At 70.6% G+C, this 25,984-nt stretch carries 20 protein-coding genes; 8 read left to right on the top strand and 12 right to left on the bottom strand.

Going from position 1 to position 25,984, the window contains the following annotated elements; all coding sequences use genetic code 11:
* Positions 1 to 4 precede the first annotated feature (4 nt).
* The gene (locus tag ACT3UF_RS18130) at positions 5 to 637 is read left to right on the top strand and encodes a type II toxin-antitoxin system PemK/MazF family toxin (protein WP_442332493.1); all 633 of its coding nucleotides are present in this window, start codon (positions 5 to 7) and stop codon (positions 635 to 637) included.
* A gap of 270 nt (positions 638 to 907) precedes the next feature.
* Positions 908 to 1,174, top strand: coding sequence for a 30S ribosomal protein S20 (rpsT, locus tag ACT3UF_RS18125; RefSeq protein WP_444501901.1), 267 nt, complete (start codon positions 908 to 910; stop codon positions 1,172 to 1,174).
* A 94-nt stretch (positions 1,175 to 1,268) separates the two neighbouring features.
* On the opposite strand, the gene holA is transcribed toward rpsT, so the two are convergent.
* From holA to ACT3UF_RS18110, 3 genes are read right to left on the bottom strand one after another with little or no spacing between them, the layout of a single operon-like run.
* The gene (holA, locus tag ACT3UF_RS18120; protein ID WP_442332491.1) at positions 1,269 to 2,255 is read right to left on the bottom strand and encodes a DNA polymerase III subunit delta; all 987 of its coding nucleotides are present in this window, start codon (positions 2,253 to 2,255) and stop codon (positions 1,269 to 1,271) included.
* Positions 2,256 to 2,291: 36 nt separating this feature from the next.
* A complete protein-coding gene (locus ACT3UF_RS18115; RefSeq protein ID WP_442332490.1) occupies positions 2,292 to 4,655 on the bottom strand; it encodes a ComEC/Rec2 family competence protein in 2,364 nt (787 codons plus the stop codon).
* Positions 4,652 to 5,476: a helix-hairpin-helix domain-containing protein gene (locus ACT3UF_RS18110; RefSeq protein WP_442332489.1), complete on the bottom strand. Its 825-nt coding sequence runs from the start codon at positions 5,474 to 5,476 to the stop codon at positions 4,652 to 4,654. The genes ACT3UF_RS18115 and ACT3UF_RS18110 overlap by 4 nt, the downstream gene beginning before the upstream one ends.
* Positions 5,477 to 5,819: 343 nt before the next feature.
* Here ACT3UF_RS18110 and ACT3UF_RS18105 point away from each other — a divergent pair, with 343 nt between their 5' ends.
* The 3 genes from ACT3UF_RS18105 to ACT3UF_RS18095 all read left to right on the top strand — a co-directional run bounded on the left by ACT3UF_RS18105 (position 5,820) and on the right by ACT3UF_RS18095 (position 8,911).
* On the top strand, positions 5,820 to 6,875 hold the full coding sequence (locus tag ACT3UF_RS18105) for a TRAP transporter substrate-binding protein (protein WP_442332488.1): 1,056 nt from the start codon (positions 5,820 to 5,822) through the stop codon (positions 6,873 to 6,875).
* Between the two features lie 69 nt (positions 6,876 to 6,944).
* Entirely contained in the window at positions 6,945 to 7,589 is a 645-nt protein-coding gene (locus ACT3UF_RS18100) for a TRAP transporter small permease (RefSeq protein ID WP_442332487.1), read from the top strand.
* 2 nt (positions 7,590 to 7,591) lie between these two features.
* Positions 7,592 to 8,911 carry a TRAP transporter large permease gene (locus tag ACT3UF_RS18095; RefSeq protein WP_442332486.1) on the top strand — a complete coding sequence of 440 codons (1,320 nt, stop codon included), beginning with the start codon at positions 7,592 to 7,594 and terminating at the stop codon, positions 8,909 to 8,911.
* An 85-nt stretch (positions 8,912 to 8,996) separates the two neighbouring features.
* Here ACT3UF_RS18095 and ACT3UF_RS18090 read toward each other — a convergent pair whose 3' ends face one another.
* From ACT3UF_RS18090 to ACT3UF_RS18070, 5 genes are all read right to left on the bottom strand, one after another.
* Positions 8,997 to 9,683 carry a vitamin K epoxide reductase family protein gene (locus tag ACT3UF_RS18090; protein ID WP_442332485.1) on the bottom strand — a complete coding sequence of 229 codons (687 nt, stop codon included), beginning with the start codon at positions 9,681 to 9,683 and terminating at the stop codon, positions 8,997 to 8,999.
* Between the two features lie 53 nt (positions 9,684 to 9,736).
* Complete coding sequence (locus ACT3UF_RS18085; protein ID WP_444501902.1) at positions 9,737 to 10,729, bottom strand: NAD-dependent epimerase/dehydratase family protein; 993 nt, start codon at positions 10,727 to 10,729, stop codon at positions 9,737 to 9,739.
* Complete coding sequence (locus ACT3UF_RS18080; RefSeq protein ID WP_444501912.1) at positions 10,726 to 13,359, bottom strand: alpha/beta fold hydrolase; 2,634 nt, start codon at positions 13,357 to 13,359, stop codon at positions 10,726 to 10,728. The genes ACT3UF_RS18085 and ACT3UF_RS18080 overlap by 4 nt, the downstream gene beginning before the upstream one ends.
* A gap of 53 nt (positions 13,360 to 13,412) precedes the next feature.
* Positions 13,413 to 14,444 (bottom strand): 3-oxoacyl-ACP synthase III, encoded by a 1,032-nt coding sequence (locus ACT3UF_RS18075; RefSeq protein ID WP_442332483.1) that lies wholly within the window; start codon positions 14,442 to 14,444, stop codon positions 13,413 to 13,415.
* 77 nt (positions 14,445 to 14,521) lie between these two features.
* Complete coding sequence (locus ACT3UF_RS18070) at positions 14,522 to 15,496, bottom strand: sugar phosphate isomerase/epimerase family protein (RefSeq protein ID WP_441442903.1); 975 nt, start codon at positions 15,494 to 15,496, stop codon at positions 14,522 to 14,524.
* A gap of 66 nt (positions 15,497 to 15,562) precedes the next feature.
* Here ACT3UF_RS18070 and ACT3UF_RS18065 point away from each other — a divergent pair, with 66 nt between their 5' ends.
* Entirely contained in the window at positions 15,563 to 16,795 is a 1,233-nt protein-coding gene (locus ACT3UF_RS18065) for a GNAT family N-acetyltransferase (protein WP_441442902.1), read from the top strand.
* Positions 16,796 to 16,823: 28 nt separating this feature from the next.
* Entirely contained in the window at positions 16,824 to 17,432 is a 609-nt protein-coding gene (locus ACT3UF_RS18060) for a thymidine kinase (protein ID WP_441442901.1), read from the top strand.
* A gap of 43 nt (positions 17,433 to 17,475) precedes the next feature.
* On the opposite strand, the gene ACT3UF_RS18055 is transcribed toward ACT3UF_RS18060, so the two are convergent.
* Complete coding sequence (locus tag ACT3UF_RS18055; RefSeq protein WP_442332816.1) at positions 17,476 to 17,844, bottom strand: hypothetical protein; 369 nt, start codon at positions 17,842 to 17,844, stop codon at positions 17,476 to 17,478.
* 264 nt (positions 17,845 to 18,108) lie between these two features.
* Here ACT3UF_RS18055 and ACT3UF_RS18050 point away from each other — a divergent pair, with 264 nt between their 5' ends.
* Positions 18,109 to 21,576 (top strand): bifunctional proline dehydrogenase/L-glutamate gamma-semialdehyde dehydrogenase, encoded by a 3,468-nt coding sequence (locus ACT3UF_RS18050; protein WP_441442899.1) that lies wholly within the window; start codon positions 18,109 to 18,111, stop codon positions 21,574 to 21,576.
* Positions 21,577 to 21,725: 149 nt separating this feature from the next.
* Here the strand turns inward: ACT3UF_RS18050 and ACT3UF_RS18045 are convergent, their stop codons facing one another.
* The 3 genes from ACT3UF_RS18045 to ACT3UF_RS18035 form a co-directional block, all read right to left on the bottom strand.
* On the bottom strand, positions 21,726 to 22,643 hold the full coding sequence (locus ACT3UF_RS18045) for a hypothetical protein (RefSeq protein WP_441442898.1): 918 nt from the start codon (positions 22,641 to 22,643) through the stop codon (positions 21,726 to 21,728).
* Positions 22,644 to 22,974: 331 nt separating this feature from the next.
* Entirely contained in the window at positions 22,975 to 24,363 is a 1,389-nt protein-coding gene (locus tag ACT3UF_RS18040; protein ID WP_441442897.1) for a UTP--glucose-1-phosphate uridylyltransferase, read from the bottom strand.
* 60 nt (positions 24,364 to 24,423) lie between these two features.
* A complete protein-coding gene (locus ACT3UF_RS18035) occupies positions 24,424 to 25,938 on the bottom strand; it encodes an ATP-binding cassette domain-containing protein (RefSeq protein WP_441442896.1) in 1,515 nt (504 codons plus the stop codon).
* Positions 25,939 to 25,984: the final 46 nt, after the last annotated feature.

Below are 25,984 nucleotides of genomic sequence, written 5' to 3'. Positions count from 1 at the left end.
CCTGATGTCCCTGGTCTCCCGACTGACCTCCCTCCTCCGCTCCGCAGCACGCAGCCCCGCGGTCCGTCGAGGAGCCCGCTCGCTGAGCCACCAGGCGATCCGGGCGGTGCAGGAGCACCGACCCGGCACGAGCGCGCACGATCCTGGAAGTGCGGCTGGAAGTGCTGCCGCCGGCGCGGCCAGCGCCCTCGCGCTCGCCGACCGCCGCGGAGCCACACCCCTCACCCTCGAGTACGCCCCGCGCCAGGATGGCAATCCGGATCCGGGCGAGGTGGTGTGGGCGTGGGTGCCCTACGAGGAGGACCTCGCTCAGGGCAAGGACCGTCCGGTGCTGGTCGTCGCCGAGGAGGCGGCGGCCGCGGGTGGGTCCGACGGCTCCGGCGACGTGCTGGTGGCACTCATGCTCACCTCCCGCGACCGCGCCGACGATGGCGAGGTCACCACCGATCAGCACGGCTCGACCTGGGTCGACATCGGTGCCGGGGAGTGGGACCGGGAGGGGCGGGCCTCCGAGGTGCGGGCTGACCGACTGCTGCGCCTGGCACCAGGGGCTGCACGCCGTGAGGGCGGACGGCTGGACCGTGCGCGCTACGATCGCGTCGCCGCCGTGGTGCGGGAGGTCCATGGCTGGCGCTGAGCCAGCCGGAATCTGGAGAGACACGCCGCACACCGGGTACGTCCGGGGGCACTGCTCTGGTAAAGTCTTGCCCCGTATGTGTGACATACCGTTCGGTGTGCGCAGGATAGTCCCGCCGTGTCAGGGGCGATGATTCATGCGACCCGGGCGAGTACCCGTGGCAGCGACCCGGTACCGACGTCTCAGGCGAATCCCCACCGCCGTCCCTGTCGGCACCGATCCTCGGCCGTCGCGGAAGATCCATCACAGCAGCACAAGAGAAGAGTCTTCGTGGCAAACATCAAGTCCCAGATCAAGCGGAACAAGACGAACGAGAAGGCGCGCCTTCGCAATCGCGCCGTCAAGTCCGAGCTCCGCACCTACACCCGCAAGGTGAAGGCTGCCGTCTCCACCGGTGACGCCGAGGTTGCCGGCGAGGCGCTCAAGAGCGCCTCGCGCAAGCTCGACAAGGCCGTCGCCAAGGGCGTCATCCACCAGAACCAGGCCGCGAACCGCAAGTCCGGTCTCGCGAAGCTGGTCGCCGCGGTGAGCGCCTGAGCTTCACCCGCTCGTAGTCCACGAGGCCCCGCGCACCATGATGGTGTGCGGGGCCTCGTCGTCGTCGGGGTGCGCTGTCTCCGGGATGCGCCGATCAGCCGGCGCGCCGGGCGCGGCAGATCCCCATCACCATCCGCTGCACGGACCAGCGAGGGTCGCGTCCCGCACCCTTGACCTCATGATCCGCACGGGCGATGGCTTCCAGGGCCCGGGCCAGGGAGCGGTCGTTCCAGTTCCTCGCCTCGCGGGAGAGGTTGCGGAGCATCCAATCCGGCATGCCCAGGGTGCGGGCGCTGGCGCCGGGCGTGCTGACCTTGGCCAGGGAGCGCATCTTGGACCCGATCGCGGCGACGATCGGTACCGGGTCGGCGCCGGCCAGCTGGGCCTGCTGAAGCAGCTGGAGTGCTTCCTGCTCACGGCCGGCGATCGCAGCATCGGCGACGGCGAAGGCGGTGGATTCCACTCGTCCGGCGGTCAGTGCGTGCACCTCCGCGAGGGTCACCTGGATGGCCTGTTCGCCGGGGTCGGCGGTGGTGTCCTCGATGAGCTGGTGGCTGATGGCGGCGAGCTCGGCGAGGTCGGTGCCGAAGGCGTCCACGAGGGCGACCAGCGCCTCGGGCTGGATCCGGCGCTGGGCGCGGGCGAACTCGGCGGCGACGAAGGTCTGCTTGTCTCCCGCCCGTTTGACGGGGCTCGCATCCACTCGCGGCAACCCGGCCTTCTTGAGCGTGTCCAGCAGCTTCTTGCCGCGGTTGCCGCCGCGGTGGACGAGCACCAGGGTGACGTCCTGTTCCGGGGTCGTGACATAGGTGAGCAGCTCGGCGACCAGAGCATCCGGTGCGGCCTGCAGCTCGGGGACGACCACGAAGCGGGGCTCGCCGAACAGCGATGGGCTGGTCACCTGGGTGAGGGCACCCGGACCGAGCGCGTCACCGGAGAGATCATGGACCGCGACCGAGGGATCCGCCTCGCGGGCCAGGCCGCGCAGCCGCTGGACGGCACGATCGGCGATCAGGGTCTCGGTGCCATGGATCAGCACGATCGGTGCGAGGGCGACGCTGTGCCACTCGACATCGCTCACGGGGGCTCCTGACTGCTGGGAAGGGACTGGACGATCCTATCGGGCCGGGCCGACGCTGCGCGGCGGCGACTGCCGATCGGCCGGCAGCACCACGGTGCCATGGACGTCGGTGCGCAGGACCTGCGCATCGAGCTGGTCCAGCATTGTCAGGAGCTCCTCGGTGGGGTGCCCGAAGCTGTTCTCCTGTCCTACCGGCACGAGCGCGAGACCAGGGTCGAGCTGCTCGTACAGCGGGGCGTGCTGGAAGCGAGATCCATGATGCGCGACCTTGACGATCTCCGCCGGACCGGGGGTGAGCGCGGCGAGCTCCGCCTGCGCCGCAGGTTCCAGATCGCCGAGTGCGACCAGCCGGGTGCCGTCCGCCCAGATCACCTCGATCGCGAGCGAGCAGTCGTTGGCCGCGTCCCCCTCTCCTGATCCCTGCTCGGCGGCGTTCGCCCGCAGCGCATCCTCGGCGGAACCCGGCCACAGCACCCGCAGGAACAGGCCGGGTCGGTGCCAGGTCTCCCCGGTGGAAGGCGCGACCACGGGGGCGCCGGGAACCACGTCGCGGACGGCGTCCGGCAGCGGGCATACCCATTGCTGGGCGGGTGTCCGCTGCCCGGTGAGCGCCTCCCGGCCGCCGGTGTGGTCGCGGTGGGGATGGGTGAGCACCAGCAGGTCGATCCGCTCCACGCGCAGCCGGTCCAGGCACTGGCGCAGCGCGGCCGGGTCGGGACCGGTGTCGATGAGCACCGTGGGTGCGTCCCTGGCTGTGGCCTGGGGACGCAGCAGCAGCGCATCCCCCTGCCCCACCGCGCACATCGCAAGGCTCCAGTCGGGGGCGGTCCCGAACGGCAGCAGCCGGCCGATCCCCGGGGCGAGGACCACGACCAGCAGTGCGGCCATCACCCAACGCACCCGGGGGATGCGGCGGGCGGCCAGGGCGATCGCGGCCACGAGGATCACGGCGATCGTCAGCAGCACCCCGGTGGCACCGTCGGGGACGGCGATGCGCGAGCCGGGCAGCGCATCGGCGGTACTGGCGATCAGGAGCACGAGGTGCGCCCCACCCGCTGCAGCGGTATACAGGACCGCGGCCGCCGGCGGCCAGAGCACCCCGACCACCAGGGCGAGCAGCCCCATAACGGTCGCCGGACCCACCAGTGGGCCGACGATCATGTTCACCGGCACCGCCCAGAGCGAGATCTCCGGGGTGAGCAGGATCAGCAGCGGGGTGCAGGCGAGCTGTGCGACCAGCGGCACCGCGAGCACCAGCGCGGCGGTGCGACCCAGCCGATCCCCGCTGAGCTCTGACAGGGCCGTGGCCAGCGGCGGGGCGGCCACCAGGATCGCGGCGGTCGCGAGGGCGGAGAGCAGGAAGCCGACGGAGGCGGCGGTGACGGGGTCGAGGACCGACCACAGGACCACGGTGAGAGCGAGCGCCGCGACCGGCGAGGCACGGACTCCGGCGAAGCGAGCGGCGAGCAGCGGGGCGGCCATGGTCGCGGCCCGCTGGACGCTGGGCTCGTCCCCCACCAGCCACACATAGCCGACCATCACGATGGCGCCGGCGAGCAGGCGGGGCCGGCGGCGCACCCCGGCCAGCAGCAGCGGGATCAGCACTGCGGCGAGCACGAGGGCGATATTCGCCCCGGAGACCGCGACCAGGTGGGAGATACCGGCCCGGCGCATGATCTCCTCGGTGCGCTCGCTCATGCCGCTGGTGTCACCGGTGGTCATACCGCGCACCAGCGCGGCCTCGTCGGCCGGGAGATGCGAAGTGGCCTCCCGCGCCAGCTCCCGCAAGGAGTGACGGGCGGACTGCGCCCGGCCGGTCATTCCCGGGACCGGCACCGCCGTCACGTCGGTGGCACGCAGGATCACCAGGGACCCGCTGATCGTGACGGTGCCACGCAGCTGTGCAGCATCGCCGTCCCGTACCCGCGCCATGCCCTTCTCCCCCTCGCCGGCGGCGCGCACCAGCAGCGGCAGGGACGCGGGCAGAGCTGCCTCCTCACGCCCGATGCGGGCGGGGCCGCGGACGGTCCGTGATCGCATCTGCAATCCGTCTCGGGACCATTCCGGGCCGCTGGCGGGGGTGGCGGGGTCCGCAGCGGCGACCACGGTCAGCTCCACGATCAATCCCTGGGCGGCGGCCTCCTCGAACAGCTCGTCCGTGGTGCCATGGCGCTGGAGGGCCGGGAACAGTAGCACCCCGGCCAGCACCACGATGCCCAGATGGGCGAAGATCCCACTCGCGGTGCGGGTGCCGCCGCTCACCGTGATCACGGTCAGCCCCAGTGCCACCAGTACGGCGCACCCGGCGACGGCGGCCGCGGTGCCGACGGTCACGCCGAGCACCGCGAGGGCCCAGACGCAGGTGGCGGCGGGGAGCAGCCGCAGATCGGCCCGGGTCATATGGTGGCCCGGTCGCGGACCTTCTCCAGGGTGGACGGGCCGATCCCGGAGACCTCGAGCAGACCGTCGACGCTGGTGAAGGTCCCGTTCTTCTCCCGATGCTCGACGATTCGCTGGGCGATCGCGGGCCCCACCCCCGGCAGCTCCTCGAGCTCCCCAGCGCTCGCCGTGTTCAGATTGATCACCCCCGTGGAGCCCGCAGCGGGTGCCTCCCCTGCCTCGGAGGATCCGGGACCCGCCCCTCCCGGTTCTGCTGCGCGAGGTTCCTCCCCCGGCACCGGCAGATGGATCTGCTCGCCATCACCCACCGGCCGGGCGAGATTCACGGCGGACAGATCGGCATCGTCGGTGGGCCCGCCGGCGGCCTGCAGCGCATCGTCGACCCTCGCCCCCGCGGACAGATGCACCACCCCGGGCGCGGCCACCGCCCCGGAGACATGCACCACGAGCTCGGACCCCGCGGCAGGGGGTTCCCCGGCGACGGCGGCGGGAGCGTCACCCGGGGTGTGCTCCGCCTGCGCTGAGGACGGACCGTCACCGCCGGTCGTTCCTCCCTCGGCCTCCTCCGGCTGCACCAGCGCAGTCGGCTCCGCCTCGAGCGGCACCGCAGAACCCGATCCGGAGAGGTGGATGACGCCGACCCCGATCAGCACCAGGACCGCGATCCCCACCAGCGCCGAGGGGGACGGTGCGGGCATCGAGAGCCGGCGACGCGACGTCTCGGCGATGTGGTCGCGGCGCTCGATCAGCGCCTGACCGGTGCGGCGGTGCGTCCCGGCGCGGCGCTGCGTCGGCCCGTCGGATCCGGTGTGTGCTCCCATGCCCGCGAACCTAGGCGGGACGCTCCCTGCAGGGGCACGACAGGTCCCGCACTGGGGACGACCGGGCACTGGGGAGGAACGGTCACCGCCGCAGCGCCCGGCGCTTCGCGGTGGACGAAGATCACCCTCCTGAGCCTCTGGACAGTTCGCCACAGATGTGAGCACGTGGTGCGAAAAGGTGAAACAGTGAGGTCACGGATTGGAAACAGGGGAGCAACCCGAGGCAACAGCGAGCGCCAGAAAGACATCGAGCACAGGATCAGGAGTATCCGATAACGACGTCGGCACCCCGGACGATGCGTCCTCCGGTGCTCTGCCCGACTCGATGATGAGAGGTAGTCCCATGACATTTCGATCCTTCACCCCTCGCTCCCTGAACCGCCGCACCCTGCTCGGAGCCACCGGGCTCGCCGGTATCGCCGCGACGCTCGCCGCCTGCGGCGGTGGCAGCGGGTCAGGTGCCTCCGATGCCGGCGGCGGCTCCGGCACGGTGATGCGCCTGGCCCTGAACCAGACCGAGACCCACCCCTCGTTCATCGCGCTCGAGAACTTCGGCGCAGCCCTCGAGGAGTCCACCGGCGGCGCCTGGGGCATCGACGTCTTCCCCAACGAGACCCTGGGCGCGCAGCAGGAGACGCTGCAGATGGCCTCCAACGGCTCGGTGGAGATGTCGATCGTCTCCGGCACGCAGCTGGAGAACCTCAACCCCGACTTCCTCACCCTGAACATGCCCGGCGCGTTCGACAGCATCGAGAAGCAGATGCAGATCCTGCAGGACCCCGCGATCGTCGGCGACCTGTTCGCCTCCCTCGAGGAGTCCCAGAACATCACCGTCATCGGCGGGTTCACCCAGGGCGAGCGCAGCGCCTACAGCACCGTCGGCCCGATCAACACCCCGGCCGATCTGAGCGGTCAGAAGATGCGCGTCCAGGAGTCGGACCTGCACCTGGCGATGGCCGCCGCGCTCGGCGCGACGGGCACCCCGCTCGCCTACGGCGAGGTGTACACCGGCCTGAACTCCGGCGTCATCGACGCGGCGGAGAACAACGAGATCTCGTACTTCACGCAGGCCCACTTCGAGGTCGCGCCGTACTTCTCCTTCACCCGTCACCTGGTCGGCACCGACTACCTGATCATCAACACCGACACCCTCAACTCGATGTCCGAGGAGGACCGCACCGCCTTCGACGAGGGCTGGGCCGCGGCCGTCGAGGAGCACACCGGGCTCTGGATCGAGCAGACCGAGCAGGCGATCGCCGATGCGGAAGAGGGCGGCGCCACCTTCAACGAGGTCGACACCGCCGCCTTCGCGGAGGCGCTCTCCGCCCTGCCCGAGGAGTTCCTCACCTCCGAGTCCCAGACCGCCCTGTGGGACGCGGTCCGCGGAGCCCAGGGCTGACCAGCCACACCTCCACGCAGCAGGCCGGGCCGCCAGGCCCGGCCTCCTGCCGTGCAGAAGGGAAAACAGATGCAACTGCTCAACAGGGGATTGAACCGGTCCCTGAGGGTCGCCACGGCGCTCCTCTTCACCATCATGGTCCTCGCGGTCGTGTGGCAGGTGTTCACCCGTGAGGTGATCCAGAGCCCCGCCGCCTGGACCGAGGAGCTCGCGAAGTACGTCTTCGTCTGGACCTCGCTCGTCGGCGCCGCATTGGTGTTCTCCGAGCGCGGCCACATCGCGGTCACCTTCGTCGTCGAGCGCCTGCCTCGCCCCGTCCGCATGGGCGTGGCAGTCCTGATCCAGCTGGTGATCCTCTTCTTCGCCCTCGCCATCCTGGTGTACGGCGGCGTCCTCGCCGCGCAGAACACCTGGTCCCAGCAGCTCACGGCGCTGCCGGGCACCATCGGCCAGGCCTACCTCGTCCTCCCGATCACCGGCGTGATCATCTCGCTCATCGCAGTGCTCCACATCGTCGAGGACCTGCGCGGCACCGGCCCGCTGACCAGCGCCGTCGCGCGCACCGAGGAGGAGGTCCCGGTGATCGCCGGCCTCGAGGATGCCGTCGAGGACTCGCCGCTCGCCGAGCGCGAGCGCACCTCGGACCCCGAGGACAGCGCCGGCACCGATGACAGTGCCGGCACCCCGCGCGACAACGACTCGAAGGAGCGCTGATCATGGACGTCACCGCAGTCGCAGGACTCATCCTGCTGATCGGCATCATCATCGGCATCGCCCTCGGTGTCCCGATCGCCGTCGTGATCGGTGTGACCTCGTTCCTCGCGATCTTCGTGCTGCTGGGCAACGATCCCACCACCACGACGATGAACACGGCCTCCGAGGTGTTCACCGGCATCAACAGCTTCACGCTGCTGGCGATACCGTTCTTCATCCTCGCCGGCGGCCTCATGAACCAGGGCGGCATCGCCGGACGCCTGGTCGACGCCGCCCGCGTGGTGGTCGGCAAGCTGCCCGGCGGGCTGGTGCACACCAACGTGGTCTCCAACGCGATGTTCGGCGCCGTCTCCGGTGCCGCGGTCGCCTCGGCCGCCGCCGTCGGTTCCGTGATGGGGCCCCGGTTGGAGAAGGAGGGCTACTCCAAGCCCTGGAGCGCAGCGGTCAACGTCGCCTCCGCCCCGGCCGGCATGCTGATTCCGCCCTCGAACACCTTCATCGTGTACTCGCTGGTGTCCTCCACCTCGATCGCGGCGCTGTTCATGGCCGGCATCGGGCCGGGCATCATCTGGGCCATCGCGGTGATGCTGGTGGTGGCAGCGACCCACAAGCGCTTCCGCACCGGGCAGAACACCGCCGCGGCCATCACGCTGACCCCGGCGCTCGCGCTGAAGACCCTGTGGCGGGCGGTCCCCTCGCTGCTGATGATCGTGATCGTCATCGGCGGCATCCTCTCGGGCTTCTTCACCGCGACCGAGTCCGCGGCCATCGCCGTCGTCTACTGCCTGGTCCTGGGCCTGATCTACCGCACCCTGAAGGTGAAGGACCTGCCGAAGATCCTGGTCGAGGCGGGCCGCACCACCTCGATCGTGATGCTGCTGGTGGGCGTGTCCTCCGCGCTGTCCTTCGTGATGGCGTTCGCGCGGATCCCGGACCTGATCGCCGATCTGATCCTGGGCGTCACCTCGGACCCGACGCTCATCCTGATCATCGTCATGGTGATCCTGCTGGCGGTCGGCACCTTCATGGATCCCACCCCGGCGATCCTGATCTTCGTGCCGATCTTCCTGCCGATGGTCTCCGATCTGGGCATCAGCCCGATCCACTTCGGCACCATGGTGGTCTACGCCTTCAGCGTCGGCGTGATCACGCCCCCGGTGGGCAATGTCCTGTTCGTCGGGGCAAGGATCGCCGGTCTGAAGATCGAACCGGTCATCGCCCGTCTGATCCCGTTCCTGCTCGCGGTGATCGCCGGCCTGTTCCTGGTGGTGTTCGTGCCCCAGCTCTCGCTGGCCATCCCGGGAGTGCTCGGGATGCTGTGACCCGCTCTGCCCCGGGACGACGATCCCCGCAGACCCTGTCACCAGGGGCTGCGGGGATCGTTGCGTTTCCGGCGGGAGCTGTCCCTCAGATGCCCAGCATCGTCAGCCATTGCTGGCGGAACACGAGCGCGATCACGATGATCACCAGCAGGTACCACAGCAGGGTCGCCACCACCCAGTGGCGCAGCGCGTTCGCGAGCGGCGTCGGCAGTCGCAGGTCACCGCTCTCGATGGTGCGGGCGAGGGTTGCGAAGAACATCGGTGCCGTGACCGTCCAGATCACCATGCACCAGGGGCACAGCGCCTTGATCAGGAAGATCGCGGAGATCGCCAGGAAGTGCACGTACCCGAAGGCGAAGGTCATCCCGCCCAGGCGGGCCCAGCGGAACCAGGTGGGCAGCACGGTTCCGGAGGCCATCAGCGCACCGATCGCGCCCATGATCGTGAAGCCGCCCAGCCCGATCGCCATGTTGGGGATCCCCAGCGCCGAGGACTGCCAGGTCATCATCACGTTGCCGCAGGAGATGAAGGGGTTCACGTCGCAGGACAGGCTGCCGCCGGGGTTCGCGAGCAGGAACTCCTTGCCGACCTGCAGCTCGAGCGAGGCGATCCATCCCACCAGCGCACCGATCAGCAGCACCAGGCCGGTGAGCCGCTGTCCGGCTCGGCTCTTCGAGGAGCGCTCCGCGGCCAGCTCCGCATCGATCTCGGCCAGCAGCGCCGCGTCGTCGTCTGCAGCGGCTGCGGGGTCTTCAGTGGCGTTCTCGTTCATGGCAGGACCGTGCTCTTCCGTGCGAGGGATCAGGTCTTCAGGTCTGCGGGCGGTCAGGTGACCGGGTGCTCACGGAACCAGGCGGCGAGATGCTCGTTGCCCTCGTCCATGCTCACCCGTGGCGTCCACTGCAGACGCTCGCGGGTGCGGCGCTGGTCGAACCAGTGCGCGGTGGACATCTGCTCGGCGAGGAACTCGGTCATCGGCGGTTCGTCATATCCGGGTCGCTTCTCCCAGATCCGTTCGATCACCCGACCGGCGAAGCGGGCGGCGGAGCCGGGGACCTTGAGGGTCGGGGCCGGGACGCCGGCGGCCTCGCACCAGCCGGCGAACACATCGCGCACGGTGCGGGGCTCGCCGTTGGAGACCACGAAGCTCTCCCCGTGCACGTCCTGGATCCGGTCGTGCGCGGCGACGATCGCCTCGGCGGCGTTGGTGACATAGGTGGTGTCGATCAGGGCCATGCCCTGGTCCAGCAGCGGCAGCCGGCCTCTGCGGGCCCGGTCCACGATGCGGCCCACCAGCTGCGTGTCCCCCGGTCCCCACACGATGTGGGGGCGGATCGAGGTGACCAGCAGCCCGTCGGCCCCGTCGGCCTCCATCGCCAGTAGCTCGGCGGCGGCCTTGGTGCGGGCGTAGCTGCCGCGGGCGCGGGTCGGGTCTGCGAGGGTCGCATCGAGGCCCACGATCGCGCGGCCCAGATGCGCGACCGACGGCGAGGACACGTTCACCAGTGCTCCCCCACCGTTCGCGCGCAGGGCGTCGACCACATGGCGGGTGCCCTCGATGTTGATCGCGCGGTACTCGCTCTCCGGGCCGGAGATGGACACCTTCGCGGCGAGGTGGATCACCGCGTCGGCGCCGCTGACCGCACGGCGCACGTCCTCCGCCTCGGTGAGGGAGCCGCGCACGTCCTCGACGCCGTCGATCCCGGCAGGGCGGCGCTGGAAGGCGCGCACGGTGGCGCCGCGATCCCGCAGCGCGGTCGCGACCGCGCCGCCCAGCATCCCGGAGGCGCCGGTGACCAGGATCGTGGGGGCGCTCACAGAGCGTCCGCCTTCTCGCCCTGCAGGGTCTGCTCGGACCAGCGGGACAGGGCCGCACGGTCGATCTTCGAGTTGTGGCGGATGTCCGTCGGCAGCGCGCGGGTGGTGAACACCGCCACCACCTCGACGCCGGAGCGCTCCCGCACCGCGCGGCGCACAGCCTCCTGCAAGGACGGCTCCGCGGGGTGGGGGCGGCCGGCCTTGCCGGGACGGTAGCCGTCCTCGGTCTCGAGGATCACCACCACCTGCTGGGTGCCGCGGGGGCCCACGACGGCGGCGCCCGCGCGGCGCACCGTCGGCACCGTCTCCGCGGCATCCTCGACCTGGACCGGGGTGAACAGGCCGTCGGCCGTGGCCAGCACATGATCCGCGCGGCCCTCGACCCACAGCCGCCCTTCGGCGTCGAGGTGGCCGACATCGCCGGTGGCGTGCCAGCCGGTGAAACGCATCGAGGTGTGGGTGGTGCGCCAGAGCATCAGGTAGCGGTCCCGCACATGCGGGCCACGGACCAGAATCTCACCGGTCGCGCCGGGCTCCGTGGTGACCTCCCCGGTGGTGCGTCCCAGCTCGTCCATCACAGCGATCGCGATCTCGACCCGTGGCACGGGGCGGCCGACGCAGACTCCTGCGCCTTCACCTGCCGCCTCGATGCCCTCGAGGTCGATCGCGGCCACCGCGAGGATCTCCGTCATGCCGTAGGGCGTCAGCGCGCGCGCATTCGGCATCAGGTCGCGCAGCTCGCGCAGCAGGTGCGCAGGGATAGGGGCGCCGGCGGAGAAGAAGCTCGCGGCGCGGGCCATCGCAGCACGGCCGTTCTCGTCGAGCTGGTCGGCGGTGCCCAGGATGTTCCGCAGCGCGGCCGGGGCCGTGAACACAGCCGGCTCGCCGAGGGCGTCGATCGCCGCGGCCAGCGCCGGTGCGGTCAGCTCGCCGGGACGGGTGATGTCCATGTCCGGCACCACCGTCGGCGCACCGAGCGCCGGGCCCAGCAGCGCGAAGGTCGCGAAACCGGCGACCAGGCCGCGCTCGGGGGCCAGGTCCAGGGTGTCCCCCACTGCGGCGAACATCGCTCCGAGCTGACGGTGGGTGAGCACCGCGCCCTTGGCGGGGCCGGTGGAGCCGGAGGTGAACAGGATCGCGGCGTCCGCGTCCGGTGACGGCCAGGCGGCGTCCAGCGGGGCACCGAGCTCACGCTGCAGCGAGCCGGAGCGGGCGAGCTCGGCGATCGAGGTCTCCACGCCGAGAGCTACCCGGTCCACGGTGGGCAGCTGCTCGACGGAGAGCCGGCGACCGGGCCAGCCCAGGGCGCGGGCGCCGACGAGCGCCTTCTTGATGCCGATGAACCAGTCGGGATGGGAGCCGATCGTGGCTCGGGTGAGACCGGGCAGGCCCAGCCCGGCGTCGGCCACCACGGCGACGGCGCCGATGCGGAAGCAGGCGTAGAGCACGCCCGTCAGATCTGCGCCGGGGGTGATCAGCAGGCTCACCCGGTCGCCGGGGCGCACCCCGTGGCCGAGCAGGCCGGCGGCGATGTCGTCGACCCGGCGGTTCAGCAGCGACCAGGAGATCTCCCGGGTCTCGCCGTCCTCGCCGCCCAGCTCCACTACGGCGGGGCGATGGGCATGTCGGGGGTCACCGGCGAGCTCCGCGATGGGCGCGCCGATATGGCGCTCGGGTGCGGGCTCAGCGTAGGAGGAGACCGCGCGCCAGGCGGGAGCCTCGGTACGGGGCTCCTCAGCGGTGCCGAAGTTCGTCTCGAGCCAGTCCGCGACCAGCCCGGCGACGTCTGCGTCCTCCCACACCAGGTGGGAGGCCTTCTCGAAGCGGTGCACGTCCGCATGCGGGACGCGCTGGATGAGGTCGCGCAGGAAGCGGTCGTTGAAGGTGATGTCCCGCGGGCCCCAGGCGAACAGGGTCGGGACGTTCAGCTCCTGGATCCCGGCGGCGACCCGCTCGAGGGTGGGCCGGGAGGGGTGACCCTCGGCGGCGGGGATGTCGGCGACGAACTGGTCGATCCCGAGACGTCGCGCGCGGCCGCGATACGGGGCGAGGTAGGCGTCCTGCACCTCGCGCGGCAGCGCCGGCTTGGACAGCGCCAGGGTGGTGCGCAGGAAGGTGTCGGTCACCGAGGTCGACGGGGTGCGGAACCACGGCGCGGTCGCGAGCTGCAGCGCCTTGGGGAGCGCCTCCTCGAGCTTCTGGTGGACACCGGTGTTGGTGAGGATCATCCCGATCACGTCGTGGCGGTTGTCCAGCGCCCACCCGGCGGAGATCAGGCCGCCCCAGTCATGGCCGACGGTCACCACCGGGCCGCGCAGCGACAGCGCGTCGGTGAGCAGGGACAGGTCCGTGATGCGGTCCTGATAGCGACGCTTCAGGCCGGTCCGCTCGGACCATCCCATCTCCAGCTGGTCGACCGCGATCAGGCGCCAGGGGATGTCCGCGCGCACCAGCGAACGGAACAGGAAGGAGTAGGTGGGGTTGCCATGGACGGCCAGCAGCGTGCCGCGCGGCGTGATCCCGCGCTCGGCCAGCAGCGGGCCGGAGTCCAGCAGGTGCCAGCGACGCTGCTCGCCCGAGTGGTCGCGCACCTGGAGGGTGCGGCTGAGCCGGGGATCGACCCCGGGCATCGCCGGAATCTCCTCAGTGGACGCGCGTCGGCGCCCCGTGCTGCGGGCGGTGTTCACCACTCGACCTCCATCATCGCCGTGTTCAGACCTGAGCCGACCCCCATCAGCAGCACCCGCTGCCCGCGCTGGATGTCGTTCTGGACGTGCGCGAGAGTCATCGGCACCGCTTCGGCGGCGACGTTGCCCCAATCCCCGAGAGTCATCGGGATGCGGTCCATTCCCACTCCGGTGATCTTCGAGAAGTTCCGGATGTACACCGTGGAGACCTGATGGGGGATCACGAGATCGAGGTTCTTGAAATCGTGCCCCGCCTCATTGGCGCCCTTCCAGGTGTCCAGGATGAGCTGGATGCCGTTCTCGAGCAGGCCGGCGGAGTCCGTGCGCATGTCGTGCATGTCCGCCACGCACAGCTCGTGATGCTCGGTCCCGGCGCGGGCCTGGGTGTGCTTCAGGCGGTGGCCCTCCGGGTGTTCGTCGGACGGTCCGAGGACAGCGGCGGCGGCGCCCGATCCCAGGGTCAGCGAGGCGAACTGGTTGTTGAAGTCCGCGCGGGTGGAGGTCTTCGAGTTCAGTCGCTCCACGGTCCCGCGCTGCACCTCCTCGACGTCCTCCGCGCCCACGACCAGGGCGTACTTGATCTGCCCGGAATCGATCATGGCCGAGGCCATCGTCATCGCGTTGACGAAGCCCAGGCAGGCGTTGGTGATGTCGAAGTTCATGCAGCCGGGAGGCATGCCCAGCGAGTGGTGGATCCCGGTGGAGACTGCGGGTTCGAGGTGCTGGCGGGAGACGGACGCATTGATCAGCAGGCCGACCTGGTCGCGCATGATCCCGGCCTTGGCCATGGCGCGCTCGGCGGCGAGCACCACGCCCTGCTTCCAGCCGTTCTCGGTGTCGCGCCACCAGCGGCGCTCATAGACCCCCGCGACCCGCTGCAGCACGCCCTTGGGCAGGCGCAGCCGCTTGCGTGCCGGCGAGAGCATCTCGTCGATCTCGTCCGAGGTGACCGTGACCTGCGGAAGGCTCATCTCGATCGCGAGCAGGCTGGTGTTCCTGTGGACGATCCCTGTGTTCCCGTTCCCCATCAGCGTGCGCTACCTCGTCCGTCTGTGTGTGTCGTTGCCAGATCGTGTCATTCTCCCACCCATGCCTGGGGAGACGCTCAAGGGGTGGCCGATCCCACGTCGCCCTCGTTCCCGTCCTCCAGCAGATGCCCGAGGTGGTGGCGGGCGAAGGCGAGGCTCTGTCGCAGGGTGCGCTCGCGGATCTCCGGCTTGTTGCTGGTGGTCACCTCGAGCAGCACTGATCCTTCCCAGCCACGGTTGGCCAGGCGTCGCAGCACCTCGGCGCAGGGCTGGTTGCCCTCGCCGGGCGGGAGGTGCTCGTCCTTCGTCGAATTCCCGGAACCGTCGGCGAGATGCAGATGGGTGAGCCGGTCACCGAGCCGCTCGATCATCTCGAGCGCATCGTCGCCGGCGGTCGCAGCATGCGAGAGGTCGACGGTGACGTGGGCGTAGTCCTCGTCGGTGGGGTCGTGATCGGGCAGATAGTTCAGCAGCTCCCGCACCCCGAGCCGCCACGGGTACATGTTCTCCACCGCGATGGCGATCCCGTGCTCCTCCTCGAGCGCGGCGACCCCCTCGACGAAGCCTTTCGCGTACTTCCCCTGCCAGCGGAAGGGCGGGTGCGCCACGATCGTGGGCACCTCGAGCTCCTTCGCGATCTCGATCGTGCGTTCGATCTTGACCCAGGCGTCCCGGCCCCACAGGCCCTGGAGCAGGAACAGGGTGGGAGCGTGGAGGGAGAGGATCGGCTGCTCGTACCGCTCGGAGTATTCGCGCAGGAGCGTCGGGTCCTGGCTGTCCTTGGGATAGGAGACCATCACCTCCATCCCGTCGTACCCGATCTCGTGCGCGAGCCGGAATCCCTCCTCGACCCCGGCAGGGAACACCGAGGAGGTCGACAGACCCACCGGGATCCGGCGCTGCGGATCCTGGTCGCTGCGAGGGTCACCCGCCGTGAGCCGCTTGGACAGCTTCTCGCGGGCGGTGCGCTGGGCGGTGCTGGGCCGGGTGTAGGGCTTACGGGCCTTGCCCGGCGAAGCGTCCGTCGACGGACGGTCCTGGCGTGGGCTCACGGCATCTCCTCGGGGCTGAGCGGGCCTCGTCAGTATGCAACAGCGAGCGCGCCTAGACTCCTCAGCATGCCTGTTCGAGATCTCACCGCCCAGGACTTCGTCACCTACAAGACGATGAGCTCCGGTGCCTTCGGAGGGTCCTACGATCCCTCCTCCGCGGCCGCTCCGCAGGACTTCTCCCCTGGTGAGACCGCGCTCGGCATCGATGCGTCCGGGCTGCCGGGCGGTCTGGACGGGGTCCTCGCCGCAGGCGCCCGGATCCGCCATGACCAGATCACTCTCGGCGGTGGCCTGGTGCGCTGCGGCGGCGTGGCCGGTCTCGTCGTCCACCCCGCCCACCGCGGCGACGGGCTGTTCAAGACGCTGCTCACCGCGGTGATCGCGCGCTGCGATGCGGAGAGCCTCCCGGTCTCGATGCTCTATCCCTCCCATCCCGCGCTCTACCGCCGGTACGGCTACCAGGTGGTCGCGCGGGGCCAGTCGCTGATCGTGCCGCTGGTGGAGCTGCAGCGGATCCCCGCCGTGCCGGACCGGCGCCTGGTCCCGGTCACGGCGGCCACGATGCCCCGCCTGCGGGAGCTCTACCACCGCCTGAGCGCGGGCGACAACGCGATGCTCCGCCGAGAGCCTCCCCTGTTCGCCGAGGGCCTGCCCGGTGCGGGCTGGTCCGCGCTGCTGCTCCAGGACGAGTTCGGCACCGATCACGGCTACCTGTCCTGGACCCGGCACGGCCAGGACCCCCGCGGCGTCGGCCTCGACGTGCACGAGCTGATGGGCCGCACCCGTTCCGATCGGCTGGCCCTGCTGCGATCCCTGGGCTCCTGGTCCACGGTCACGGAGCTGGTCCGGCTGCGGGTGCGCACCGAGGACCCCGTGCTCGATGTGCTCCCCGGCGCCGGGACCCGCCCCAGCCCGGAACCGGTGCCGCTGGTGATGATGCGGGTGATCGACACCGCCGCGACCCTCCGCGCCCGCCGCGCACCGGAGCAGCTGAGCGGCCGCATCCGCCTGGTCGTCGAGGACGGGACTGTCCCTGCAGGCACCTGCCGCGCCGCCGGCACCTTCCTGGTCTCCGCGGACAGCGGCACGATCGCGGCGGAGCCGGAGAGTGCCAGGGTGCCGGAGGTCCTCGGCACCGTCCGCCTCGACATCCATGCCGCCTCCTTGCTGCTGATGGGCGGGCGTTCCCTCGCCGATGCCCGTCGCCTCGACCTCACCGCAGCGGCCGACCCGGCCGCCGAGACCTTCCTGGATGCTCTGCTGGCCGGTCCGCGGCCGAGCGTCATGGACGCCTTCTGATCCCGACCTCGAACTCCGGAGCACCCGCATGGCCAAGCTGCATTTCAAGTACGGAGCGATGAACTCCGGCAAGTCCGACACACTGATCAAGACCGCGTACAACTACGACGAGCGCGGGCTGGCCACGCTCACCGTGAAGCCCGCGCTGGACACCAAGGGCGAGGACTGGGTGGTGGCCCGCGGCGGTGCCAGGCGCCTGGTCGATGTGCTCGCCGCCGCCGGTGACGATGTGCGCGCCCGGGTCAATGCGACGGCCGACGAGCGCGGGCTGCGCCCGCTGCACTGCGTGCTGGTGGACGAGGCGCAGTTCCTCGAGCCCTCGCAGATCGGCGACCTGTTCAAGATCGCCAAGCAGGATGGGATCTCGGTGATCTGCTACGGGCTGCGCGCTGACTTCCGCACCGCGATGTTCCCCGGTGCGAGCCGGCTCTTCGAGCTCGCCGACAACATCGAGAAGCTGCCCACGATGTGCCGCTGCGGTTCGCAGGCCGAGTTCAACTGCCGCATGGTCGACGGCCGCTTCGTCTTCGAAGGGGAGCAGGTGGCGATCGACGGTGCGGAGGTGACCTATATATCGCTGTGCGGGCCCTGCTTCATGCAGGAGCAGGAACGCGCCGGCGTCACCGTCCTGGGGTGACACCGGCGCGTTCGGGAGCTGCGCTGCTCGGGAGCTGAACTGTTCAGGAGCTGAGCGGCTTGTCCTCGCCCACCTCGGCGTCGCCACCGGCATGGGGGCTGGTGGAGCTCTCGTCGCCGCTCTTGTGATCCTCACGAGCGCTGCCGATCCGCTCCTTGGCGCTGCCGGCCGCGTCGGCCACCGCACCCTGGACGTTCGAGGCGACCTCGGGGGGCTTCTCCTTGACTGCGTCGGCGGTGTCATGGGCGACCCTGTTCGCGGTGTCCTTCGCCTGCGCGGCTCGCCGCTGCACCTCAGGATCGTCGGCCACCTGCCGTGCGGTGCGCTCGAGCGACTCATAGGGTCCGCGACCTGCACGGGATCCGACCACGAAGCCGATCGCGAGTCCGGCCAGGAAAATGAACTTCTTCATCACTGCCTCCAGCATCGTCCGGTGTCTGTGCCCCGCATCGTGCCACAGGAGGCGCGTCGGGAAAGGACTTCACCGACCGAGCGGTCCATTGCAGCTCCGTGAGCGGGCCTGTCCTCAGTCCTGACGCGCTCGTCCCACTTCGGTTCCCTTTCGGTCACAGAACCTCCACCTCCGAGTCTCCGCGGCCCCTCCCGTAGGCTCGGCGAGGACTTACGATCAGAGGATCGCAATGCCGCGTTGATCAGTAACGAGAAGGAGACTTCGTTGTCCCCCGTACCCACCTCGCAGTCCCCGCTCGACGACTCCCCCACCACCTCGTTGACCGTGGAGGAGGTCGCCGCGCAGGTCCACAGCTGGGTGCATGCGGCAGCGCTCCGCCAGGTGCCGGGGCCCGCGAGGATGCTCTCCGATCTGCTGAGAGACCCGAAAGGGCTGGATTTCACCCTCGCCTTCGTCGATCGCGTGATCCGGCCCGAGGATCCGCGCGCCGCAGCCGTGGAGCTCCGCCGCCTCGCCCAGGACCCGCCGGCCTTCCTGCCGGCGCCGCTGCGCCGGGTGCTGGGGCTCGGCGGCGTCGCCTCCTCCCTCGCTCCGAGCGTGGTGGTGCCCACCGCTCAGGCCGCGATGCGTCGCATGGTCGGCCACCTCATCCTCGATGCCCGCCCCCGCCAGCTGGGAGCCTCGATCGCACGCCTCACCGCCGACGGCACCGAGCTCAACATCAATCTGCTCGGCGAAGCGGTGCTCGGCGCGCAGGAGGCCTCCCGCCGGATGCAGGGGCTCCGTGAGCTGGTGGCCCGCCCGGACATCGACTACGTCTCGATCAAGGTCTCCTCGCTCGTGGACCATCTGCCGCTCTGGGCCACCGCCGAGACGGTCGACCACACGGTCGAGACACTGCTTCCCCTCTACCTCGATGCCGCCCGCCGGGAGCAGCCCACCTTCCTGAACATGGACATGGAGGAGTACCGGGATCTCGAGCTGACCCTGCAGGTCTTCGAGAAGCTCCTGGACCGTCCCGAGCTCGAGCACCTCCACGCGGGCATCGTGCTGCAGGCCTACCTGCCCGATGCGCCCTCCGCGATGGCCCGGGTGCGGCGCTTCGCCGAGCGGCGGGTGGCGGCCGGGGGTGCTCCGATCAAGGTGCGCCTGGTCAAGGGCGCGAACCTGGCGATGGAGCAGGTCGAGGCTTCGGTGCACGGCTGGAGGCAGGCGCCGCTGCTGTCGAAGGAGGAGACCGACGCGCAGTACAAGCGGATGCTGCTCGAGGCGCTGCACCCCAGCCGCCTGGACGCGGTCCACCTGGGCATCGCCGGCCACAACCTCTTCGACGTCGCCTTCGCGCACCTGCTGATGCGCGAGCGAGACATCGGTGCCGGTCCCGGCCACGGCGTGGAGTTCGAGATGCTCGCCGGGATGGCCCCCGGGCAGCAGGCCGTGGTGCGCGAGGCCACCGGCACGATGCGCCTGTACGTGCCGATCGTGCACCCGCGCCACTTCGACGTCGCCGTCTCCTACCTGGTGCGCCGTCTCGAGGAGAACGCCTCCTCGCAGAACTTCCTCTCCGCCGCGTTCGAGCTGGACACCTCCGCCGAGCTCTTCGAGCGCGAGCAGACGCGGTTCGCCGGCGCCCTGGAGCGGGCGCTGCGGGAGACCTCCCTGCCCACCCATCGGGACCAGGACCGCATCGCCGAGGTCGTGGGGAGTCGCGGTGTGCTGCAGCTGGGCTCCCCCGGCCTGCCGGCGGTGCCCGGCGCCTTCCGCAACACGCCCGACACCGACCTCTCGACCCCCGCGAACCAGCAGTGGGCCGCGCAGCTCACCCATCGCATCCGCGGCTCTGAGATCGGCGACGAGGAAGCCCGCGCCGCGCGACTCACCACCGTGGAGGCCGTCGCGTCGACCATCTCCCGCGCCCTGACCGCGCAGCCTTCCTGGGCGGGTCTGGGAGTGGAGAAGCGCGCCGGGATCCTGCGCCGAGTGGCGGGCACCCTCGCCGCGCATCGGGCCGAGCTGCTCGAGGTGATGGCGGCGGAGACCGGCAAGACCCTCGAGCAGGGCGATCCTGAGGTCAGCGAAGCGATCGACTTCGCGCTCTATTACGCCGAACAGGCCGAGCAGCTCGCCCGGCAGGGCGATCTGCAGGCCACGGCCCGGCCGCTGACACTGATCACCCCGCCCTGGAACTTCCCGGTCGCGATCCCCACCGGCGGCGCTCTCGCCGCACTCGTGACCGGCAGCAGCGTGATCATGAAGCCCGCTCCGCAGGCTCGTCGCTGCGGCGCACTGATAGGCAGGCTTCTCCACGAGGCCGGTGTCCCCCAGGACGTCTTCACCCTGGTCGATGTGCCGGAGGACGAGGTGGGCCGAGCGCTGATCTCGGACCCGCGGATCGATCAGCTGATCCTCACCGGTGCCTCAGACACCGCCACACTGTTCGCCTCCTGGCGGCCCGAGCTGCGGATCCTCGCCGAGACCAGCGGCAAGAACTCGATCATCGTCAGCCCGCAGGCGGATCTCGACCTGGCAGCCCGCGATGTCGCAGCCAGCGCCTTCGGCCACGCCGGCCAGAAGTGCTCCGCCGCTTCCCTGGTGATCACCGTAGGATCCGTGACCACCTCGCGGCGCTTCACCGCACAGCTCGCCGACGCGGTGCTGAGCCTGCACGTGGGCCGGCCCACCGACCCGACCGCACAGATGGGCCCCGTGGTCGAGGCCCCCGGTGAGAAGCTCCGCTCGGGGCTGACCGAGCTCGCGGACGGTGAGGCCTGGCTCTCCCGACCCCGCCAGCTGGATGACTCCGGCACCCTGTTCTCCCCGGGCGTGCGCACCGGTGTCGAGGAGGGCTCCGCCTTCCACCTCACCGAATACTTCGGACCGGTGCTCGGGGTCATCCACGCCGAGTCCCTCGAGGAGGCGGTGCGGATCCAGAACGGCACCGCCTTCGGGCTCACCGCCGGGCTCCATTCGCTCGAGCCCGCCGAGGTCGCCTGGTGGACGGAGCACGTCGAGGCCGGGAACCTCTACGTGAACCGGGGTATCACCGGGGCGATCGTGGAACGGCAGCCCTTCGGCGGCTGGAAGCGCTCGGCCATCGGCCAGACCGCGAAGGCGGGCGGGCCGAACTATCTGGTCCACCTGATGGACTGGGCCGACGCCCCCGCCACCTCCGACGCGCTGTCCGACCCAGAGACCTGGCTGGCCTCGGCACGACACAGCGACCGCGAGCACTTCTCGAGCACTTTCGCTCCCCGCGACGTGCAGGAGCTGCACGGGGAGATCAACGTGCTGCGCTACCTGCCGCTCCCGGTGCTGATCCGCGCCGCCTCCGGCGCAGCCCCGCAGGAGCTCGAGCGGGTGCTGCATGCCGCAGCGACCGTCGGCGCCGAGGTGGAGGTCTCCGTCGCGGACCATGAGCTGGTCTCCGTCGCCGAAGCGGCGGGTACCGCGGTCACGCTCGAGGACAGCGTCGCCTTCGCAGGTCGCATCCCCGCCCTCACCCAGTCCCGCATCCGTCTGATCGGCGAGCCCGACGCGGCGCTGCGCCGGGCGATCGCGGAGCACATCGAGGTGGCACTGTTCACCGGAGTGGTGGTCTCCAGCGGACGGATCGAGCTGCTCCCGTTCCTGCACGAGCAGGCGATCAGCGCCACGGATCACCGCTACGGCAACCCGCTGCCCCACCCGCTGGATCTCACCGGCGGCCAGGGCTGGGCCCGCGGCCGGGACTGAGCCCCGCCTCAGCACGCAGCTCGCACCCGGCTCGCGTCGTCTCGCGCCGATTCGGCCCCCTCCGGCCCCGGCTCGCGTCGAGATCGACGTTCGGTACAGATTGCAACAAGCATCCTGGTCCGTACGTCGATCTCGGTGCTTCGCCGAGGTCACGCCGACGCCGTCCAGCCCTGCCGAAGCAAGGCGTCGCGGACACGGTCCACGGCCTTGCGACAGCCGTACTGAAGATCCTCAGCCGTGGTGCGCACCTCGACCCATCCTGCCCGGGCCCGCCGCTCGCCCCTGGCGATGTCCTTCGCCTGCTGCTCCGGAGTGAGATGAGTGGGCCCGTCGTGCTCGAGCGCGACCCGCCACGTCGGCCAGTGCAGATCGGGCTGGCCGAGATCGATCCCGGCCCCGAGCCTGTCGACTCCACCGACCGGGCGCACATTCGCCAGCGGTTCCGGGAGCCCGGCCCTGACCAGGGCGAGCCGCAGCGTGGTCTCGGCGGGCGAATCGCTGTCGCGACGCACCTGCGCTACCGCCGCCTGGAGCCTGCGGGCACCCCTTCCGTGGAAGGAGCTGGCCGCCTCGAGCAGCTCCTCGAGGGCCGCATAGGGGACCGACCGCCCCTCGTACTCTGGCCGCGGCTGGCGGACCAGGTGATCTCCGATCGCGACGAGCGCCTCGTGGCGAAGCACCCCGGAGAGGTCGACAAGGGTGCGGATCCGACTCGTGACCTGCACTGCCGGCTGATGATCCAGCGACATCGGGGTGATCTCGAGACGACTCCACCGCACCAGCGCGGAACCTCGCCGTGGCGGTGCCGAGGATGCCAGATGGATCCGGATGTCCACCGTGCGGCCCCGGGGCCGGGGCACCGATCGGCCATTCACGCGTCGCGAGGTGAGCGGGACGCAGACCACCTCATCCGCCAGGACTCCAGGCAGCGGGATGCCCCAGAGTCGCGCGGCGGTGAGGCCCGCTGCGAAGGTGTCTCGATCCCGCCGACAGAACGCGGCGACGATGTCCGCCTCGGTGATTGGCCGCTCCGCCAGTGCCCAGAGTCCTCGGTCCAGTGATCTCACATCCGCTGCCCGGAGGCGAGACGCGGACACGCCCGCGTCCCGTGCTTCGGCGGTCGTGAAAACAGGGAAGGGAAGAGCAGGTGGGAGCGGACGTGGTCTGCCGGTCATCTCCACAGCATCGGCCCCCGACGCCGTAGACCCTATGACGCTCCACAACCCGCAGGTGAGCGGCAGGACGTGGCGGATCCTCCACAAGGAGAGAGCGCTGGTGCCGCTGATCATCAGGCACAACGCTCACCGAGGTCCCAGTGCTCGGCGAGATCGACGTTCGGTACAACTTCGCTGACCGAATATGGTCCGAACGTCGATCTCGCGGCAGGGCCCGGAGGGGTCAGCCAGCAGTGGCGGTGCCGACGCGGGCCCCTTCGGGGACCTCGCCGCCCTCTTCGCCGAGCACGGCGTCCCCGATCACAGAGACATCGGCTCCGAAGGTCCAGTCGCCCTGCACATCCAGGCTGCTGGCCTCCTTGAGCGAGGGCACCCCGTGCGGGAAGCGCGGCTCGAAGTCCTGGATCAGCTTGTAGGCACCGCTGTGCAGCGAGACCGCGGGCACCGTGTCCACCTGCTGCACGAGCGCGGCCCGCTCGTCGAGAGTGTAGGCGTCCGAGCGCACCAGCAGCAGATCGCTGGTCGCCTTGACCGGCAGGAAGCGGTCGCGGCCGACAACGATCGCGGTCGCGCCGTCGAACACCTCGATCGCCGCTCCCATCGCGGATTCGATCTGGTAGACGGGGGTGCTGGCTTTGTCGGCCGGATCCACCGTCTTCTCGTTGCGGATCAGGGGCAGGCCCATGATGCCGTCGCGTTCTGCGAGCACCGCGGCCATCTGCTCGAGGTCGAACCAGAGGTTGTTGGTGTGGAAGAACGGGTGGCGATGCTCATCGGTGAAGAAGTCCATCTCCTCCTCGGGTGTCTGCGCGGTATCGCGCAGGATGAGTCGGCCGTCGGACTTCCGCACCGCGAGGTGACCGCCCTTGCGATCGGCGGGGGTGCGACGGCACAGCTCTGCGGCATAGGGCGCGCCGGTGGAGGCGAACCAGGAGGCGATCACGGGGCTCGGCACGGTGCCGAGGTTGTCCGAGTTCGAGACGGAGGCGTACTTGAAGCCGGCGTCCAGCAGCTGCTGGAGCAGGCCGGAGGTCTGCAGCGCGGTGTAGATGTCGCCGTGGCCGGGCGGGCACCACTCGAGCGAGGGGTCCGCCTCCCAGTCCACGGGGGTGAGATCGTCCTTCCGCAGCTTCGGCTCCTTGTTCTGCAGGAAGTCCAGGGGCAGGTCGCCGACGGGCAGGTCGGGATACTTCGCGAGCACCTCGAGGGTGTCCTCGCGGGTGCGGAAGGAGTTCATGAAGATCAGCGGCAGGCGGGAGCCGGTGCCGCGACGCGCGGCGAGGACCTGTTCGACGATGATGTCGAGGAAGCTCTTGCCATCGCGCACGGGCAGCAGCGACTTCGCCTGGTCCAGGCCCATCGAGGTGCCGAGCCCGCCGTTGAGGTTGATGATCGCCAGCTGGTCGAAGACCTGCTTGGCGTGACCGACGTCGATCTTCACGTCCTCGAGCAGCGGGGGATCGAGATAGGGGTCGATCGTGTCCTCAGGGATGGTGCCCGTGACGCCCTGCGCGAGCTGTTCGTAATAGTGGGAGAAGACGTCGATCGCAGTCTGTGCGACCCCTTCATCGGCCATCTTCTGCTGCGCGGCGGCGAGTCCTTCGTTGCTCATGGCACCAGCGTATCGGGGCGGACACCCTCTCTGCTGCGTCCACCCCGATCACCGGCAGCCTCAGCTCCCGAGCTCGAGCCGCGGCCAGTGCGCCAGCGCCCGCAGCACGGAGCGGTCGTGGGTCGCGACCACGACGGCCGACGGGGAGGCCTCGAGACCCTCGAGCAGGTCGTCGACCCCGCTGATGCCGAGGTGGTTGGTGGGCTCGTCCAGCAGCAGCACATCGGGACGCTCACGGAACAGCCCGGCCAGCGCTCGACGACGCCGCTCCCCCGGACTGCCGCGATGGACCCCGAGGGGTGCATCCTCCTGGGCGAGCAGCCCGAGTCGCGTCCGGCCGAGCACCCGCACGGATCCCGAGGTCGGCGCGAGCTCTCCCGCGAGCACCCGCAGCAGCGTCGTCTTGCCGGCGCCATTGGGGCCGACGACCAGCAGACGGTCCCCGCCCTCGAGCCGCAGCGTGGTCTCCCCCAGCCGGTCATCGACACGCACCGCGTCGGCCCGCAGCAGCGGCGTGCCGGCAGCGGTCCCCGCTGCCGAGAGGTGCAGTCGCGGCGGGGGCGGCGGCACGTCGAGGCGGTGCTCCTCGAGCCGGTCGATGCGTTCGTTCATCGCGCGCACGATGCCCGGGGCGCGGGACTGCCGCTGGTGTCTCCCGGTGCCCTTGTCCGGCCGCCACCGCGTGGAGAGGCGCGAGCGGGCGGCGTCAGCCTGCGAGCGCAGCCGGTCCTGTTGCTCCTGCTGGGCACGGTAGGCGTCCTCCCAGGCGGTGCGGTGGCGTCTCCTCGCCTCCTGCCATGCCTCGAGACCGCCGCTGACCAGCAGGGGCCGGGCATCGCGGGTGGGATCCAGGTCGAGGAACGCGGTGGCCACGTCTTCCAGCAGCGTCCGGTCGTGGGAGACGAGCGCGGCGGCGCCGGGATGCTCGCGCACGGCGCGGGCGAGGTGCTCGAGTCCTCGCGAGTCGAGGTGGTTGGTGGGCTCGTCCAGCAGCAGGAGGTCGTCGCGGGCGGCGATGACCCCGGCCAGGCGCACGCGGTAGCGCTGCCCGACCGACAGCGCTGCGAGCGGGCGGGCACGGTCGGTGACGGCCCCGACCTCCTCGAGCGCGACCTCCAATCGACGCAGTGCGTCCCAGGCATCCAGCGCGGTGACCAGGGCGAGCGCCTCGTCGTAGCGTTGCGCCGCCGCCACGGTGTCCTCGGTGAGCGCCGCGGCGGCGTCATCGAGCTCGCCCAGGGCTTCCAACGGGCGGGCGAGCAGCTCGTCAAACAGGTCACCGACGGTACGCAGGGCCTCGCCGTCGTCCGCGCCGGTGGCGAGCTCCTGCCGGACGATCCCGAGCGTGCCGTGGCGCTCGACGGTCCCGGCGTCGGGCTCGAGTATCCCGGCGAGGGCCTCGAGCAGGGTGGTCTTGCCGCGCCCGTTCTCGCCGACCACGGCGAGCCGTTCGCCGGGGGCCAGGGTGAGATCGACGTGGTCCAGGAGCACGCGGCCGCCGCGGGCCAGGCGCAGATCGCGGGCGCGCAGGTGCGCGGTGCCGGTGCTCGGCAGCGGGTGGGTGTGCTGAGTCATGTGGTGCCTTCCGGTGGTGGGGTGCACCGGGCATGGCGAAGTACCG

The sequence above is a fragment of the Brachybacterium sp. AOP24-D1-21 genome (genome assembly GCF_052378665.1).
Classification (GTDB): domain Bacteria; phylum Actinomycetota; class Actinomycetes; order Actinomycetales; family Dermabacteraceae; genus Brachybacterium.
Note: the sequence above shows the minus strand (reverse complement) of the source record. Positions and strands in the feature narration are given on the sequence as shown.

Coding starts and splice junctions, on each gene's coding strand:
- ACT3UF_RS18130 (WP_442332493.1), top strand. CDS start 5: ATGTCCCTGGTCTCCCGACTGACCTCCCTCCTCCGCTCCGCAGCACGC.
- ACT3UF_RS18115 (WP_442332490.1), bottom strand. CDS start 4,655: ATGACCCGGGCCGATCTGCGGCTGCTCCCCGCCGCCACCTGCGTCTGG.
- ACT3UF_RS18110 (WP_442332489.1), bottom strand. CDS start 5,476: ATGGGAGCACACACCGGATCCGACGGGCCGACGCAGCGCCGCGCCGGG.
- ACT3UF_RS18105 (WP_442332488.1), top strand. CDS start 5,820: ATGACATTTCGATCCTTCACCCCTCGCTCCCTGAACCGCCGCACCCTG.
- ACT3UF_RS18100 (WP_442332487.1), top strand. CDS start 6,945: ATGCAACTGCTCAACAGGGGATTGAACCGGTCCCTGAGGGTCGCCACG.
- ACT3UF_RS18095 (WP_442332486.1), top strand. CDS start 7,592: ATGGACGTCACCGCAGTCGCAGGACTCATCCTGCTGATCGGCATCATC.
- ACT3UF_RS18090 (WP_442332485.1), bottom strand. CDS start 9,683: ATGAACGAGAACGCCACTGAAGACCCCGCAGCCGCTGCAGACGACGAC.
- ACT3UF_RS18080 (WP_444501912.1), bottom strand. CDS start 13,359: ATGCCCGGGGTCGATCCCCGGCTCAGCCGCACCCTCCAGGTGCGCGAC.
- ACT3UF_RS18075 (WP_442332483.1), bottom strand. CDS start 14,444: ATGGGGAACGGGAACACAGGGATCGTCCACAGGAACACCAGCCTGCTC.
- ACT3UF_RS18065 (WP_441442902.1), top strand. CDS start 15,563: ATGCCTGTTCGAGATCTCACCGCCCAGGACTTCGTCACCTACAAGACG.
- ACT3UF_RS18060 (WP_441442901.1), top strand. CDS start 16,824: ATGGCCAAGCTGCATTTCAAGTACGGAGCGATGAACTCCGGCAAGTCC.
- ACT3UF_RS18055 (WP_442332816.1), bottom strand. CDS start 17,844: ATGAAGAAGTTCATTTTCCTGGCCGGACTCGCGATCGGCTTCGTGGTC.
- ACT3UF_RS18040 (WP_441442897.1), bottom strand. CDS start 24,363: ATGAGCAACGAAGGACTCGCCGCCGCGCAGCAGAAGATGGCCGATGAA.
- ACT3UF_RS18035 (WP_441442896.1), bottom strand. CDS start 25,938: ATGACTCAGCACACCCACCCGCTGCCGAGCACCGGCACCGCGCACCTG.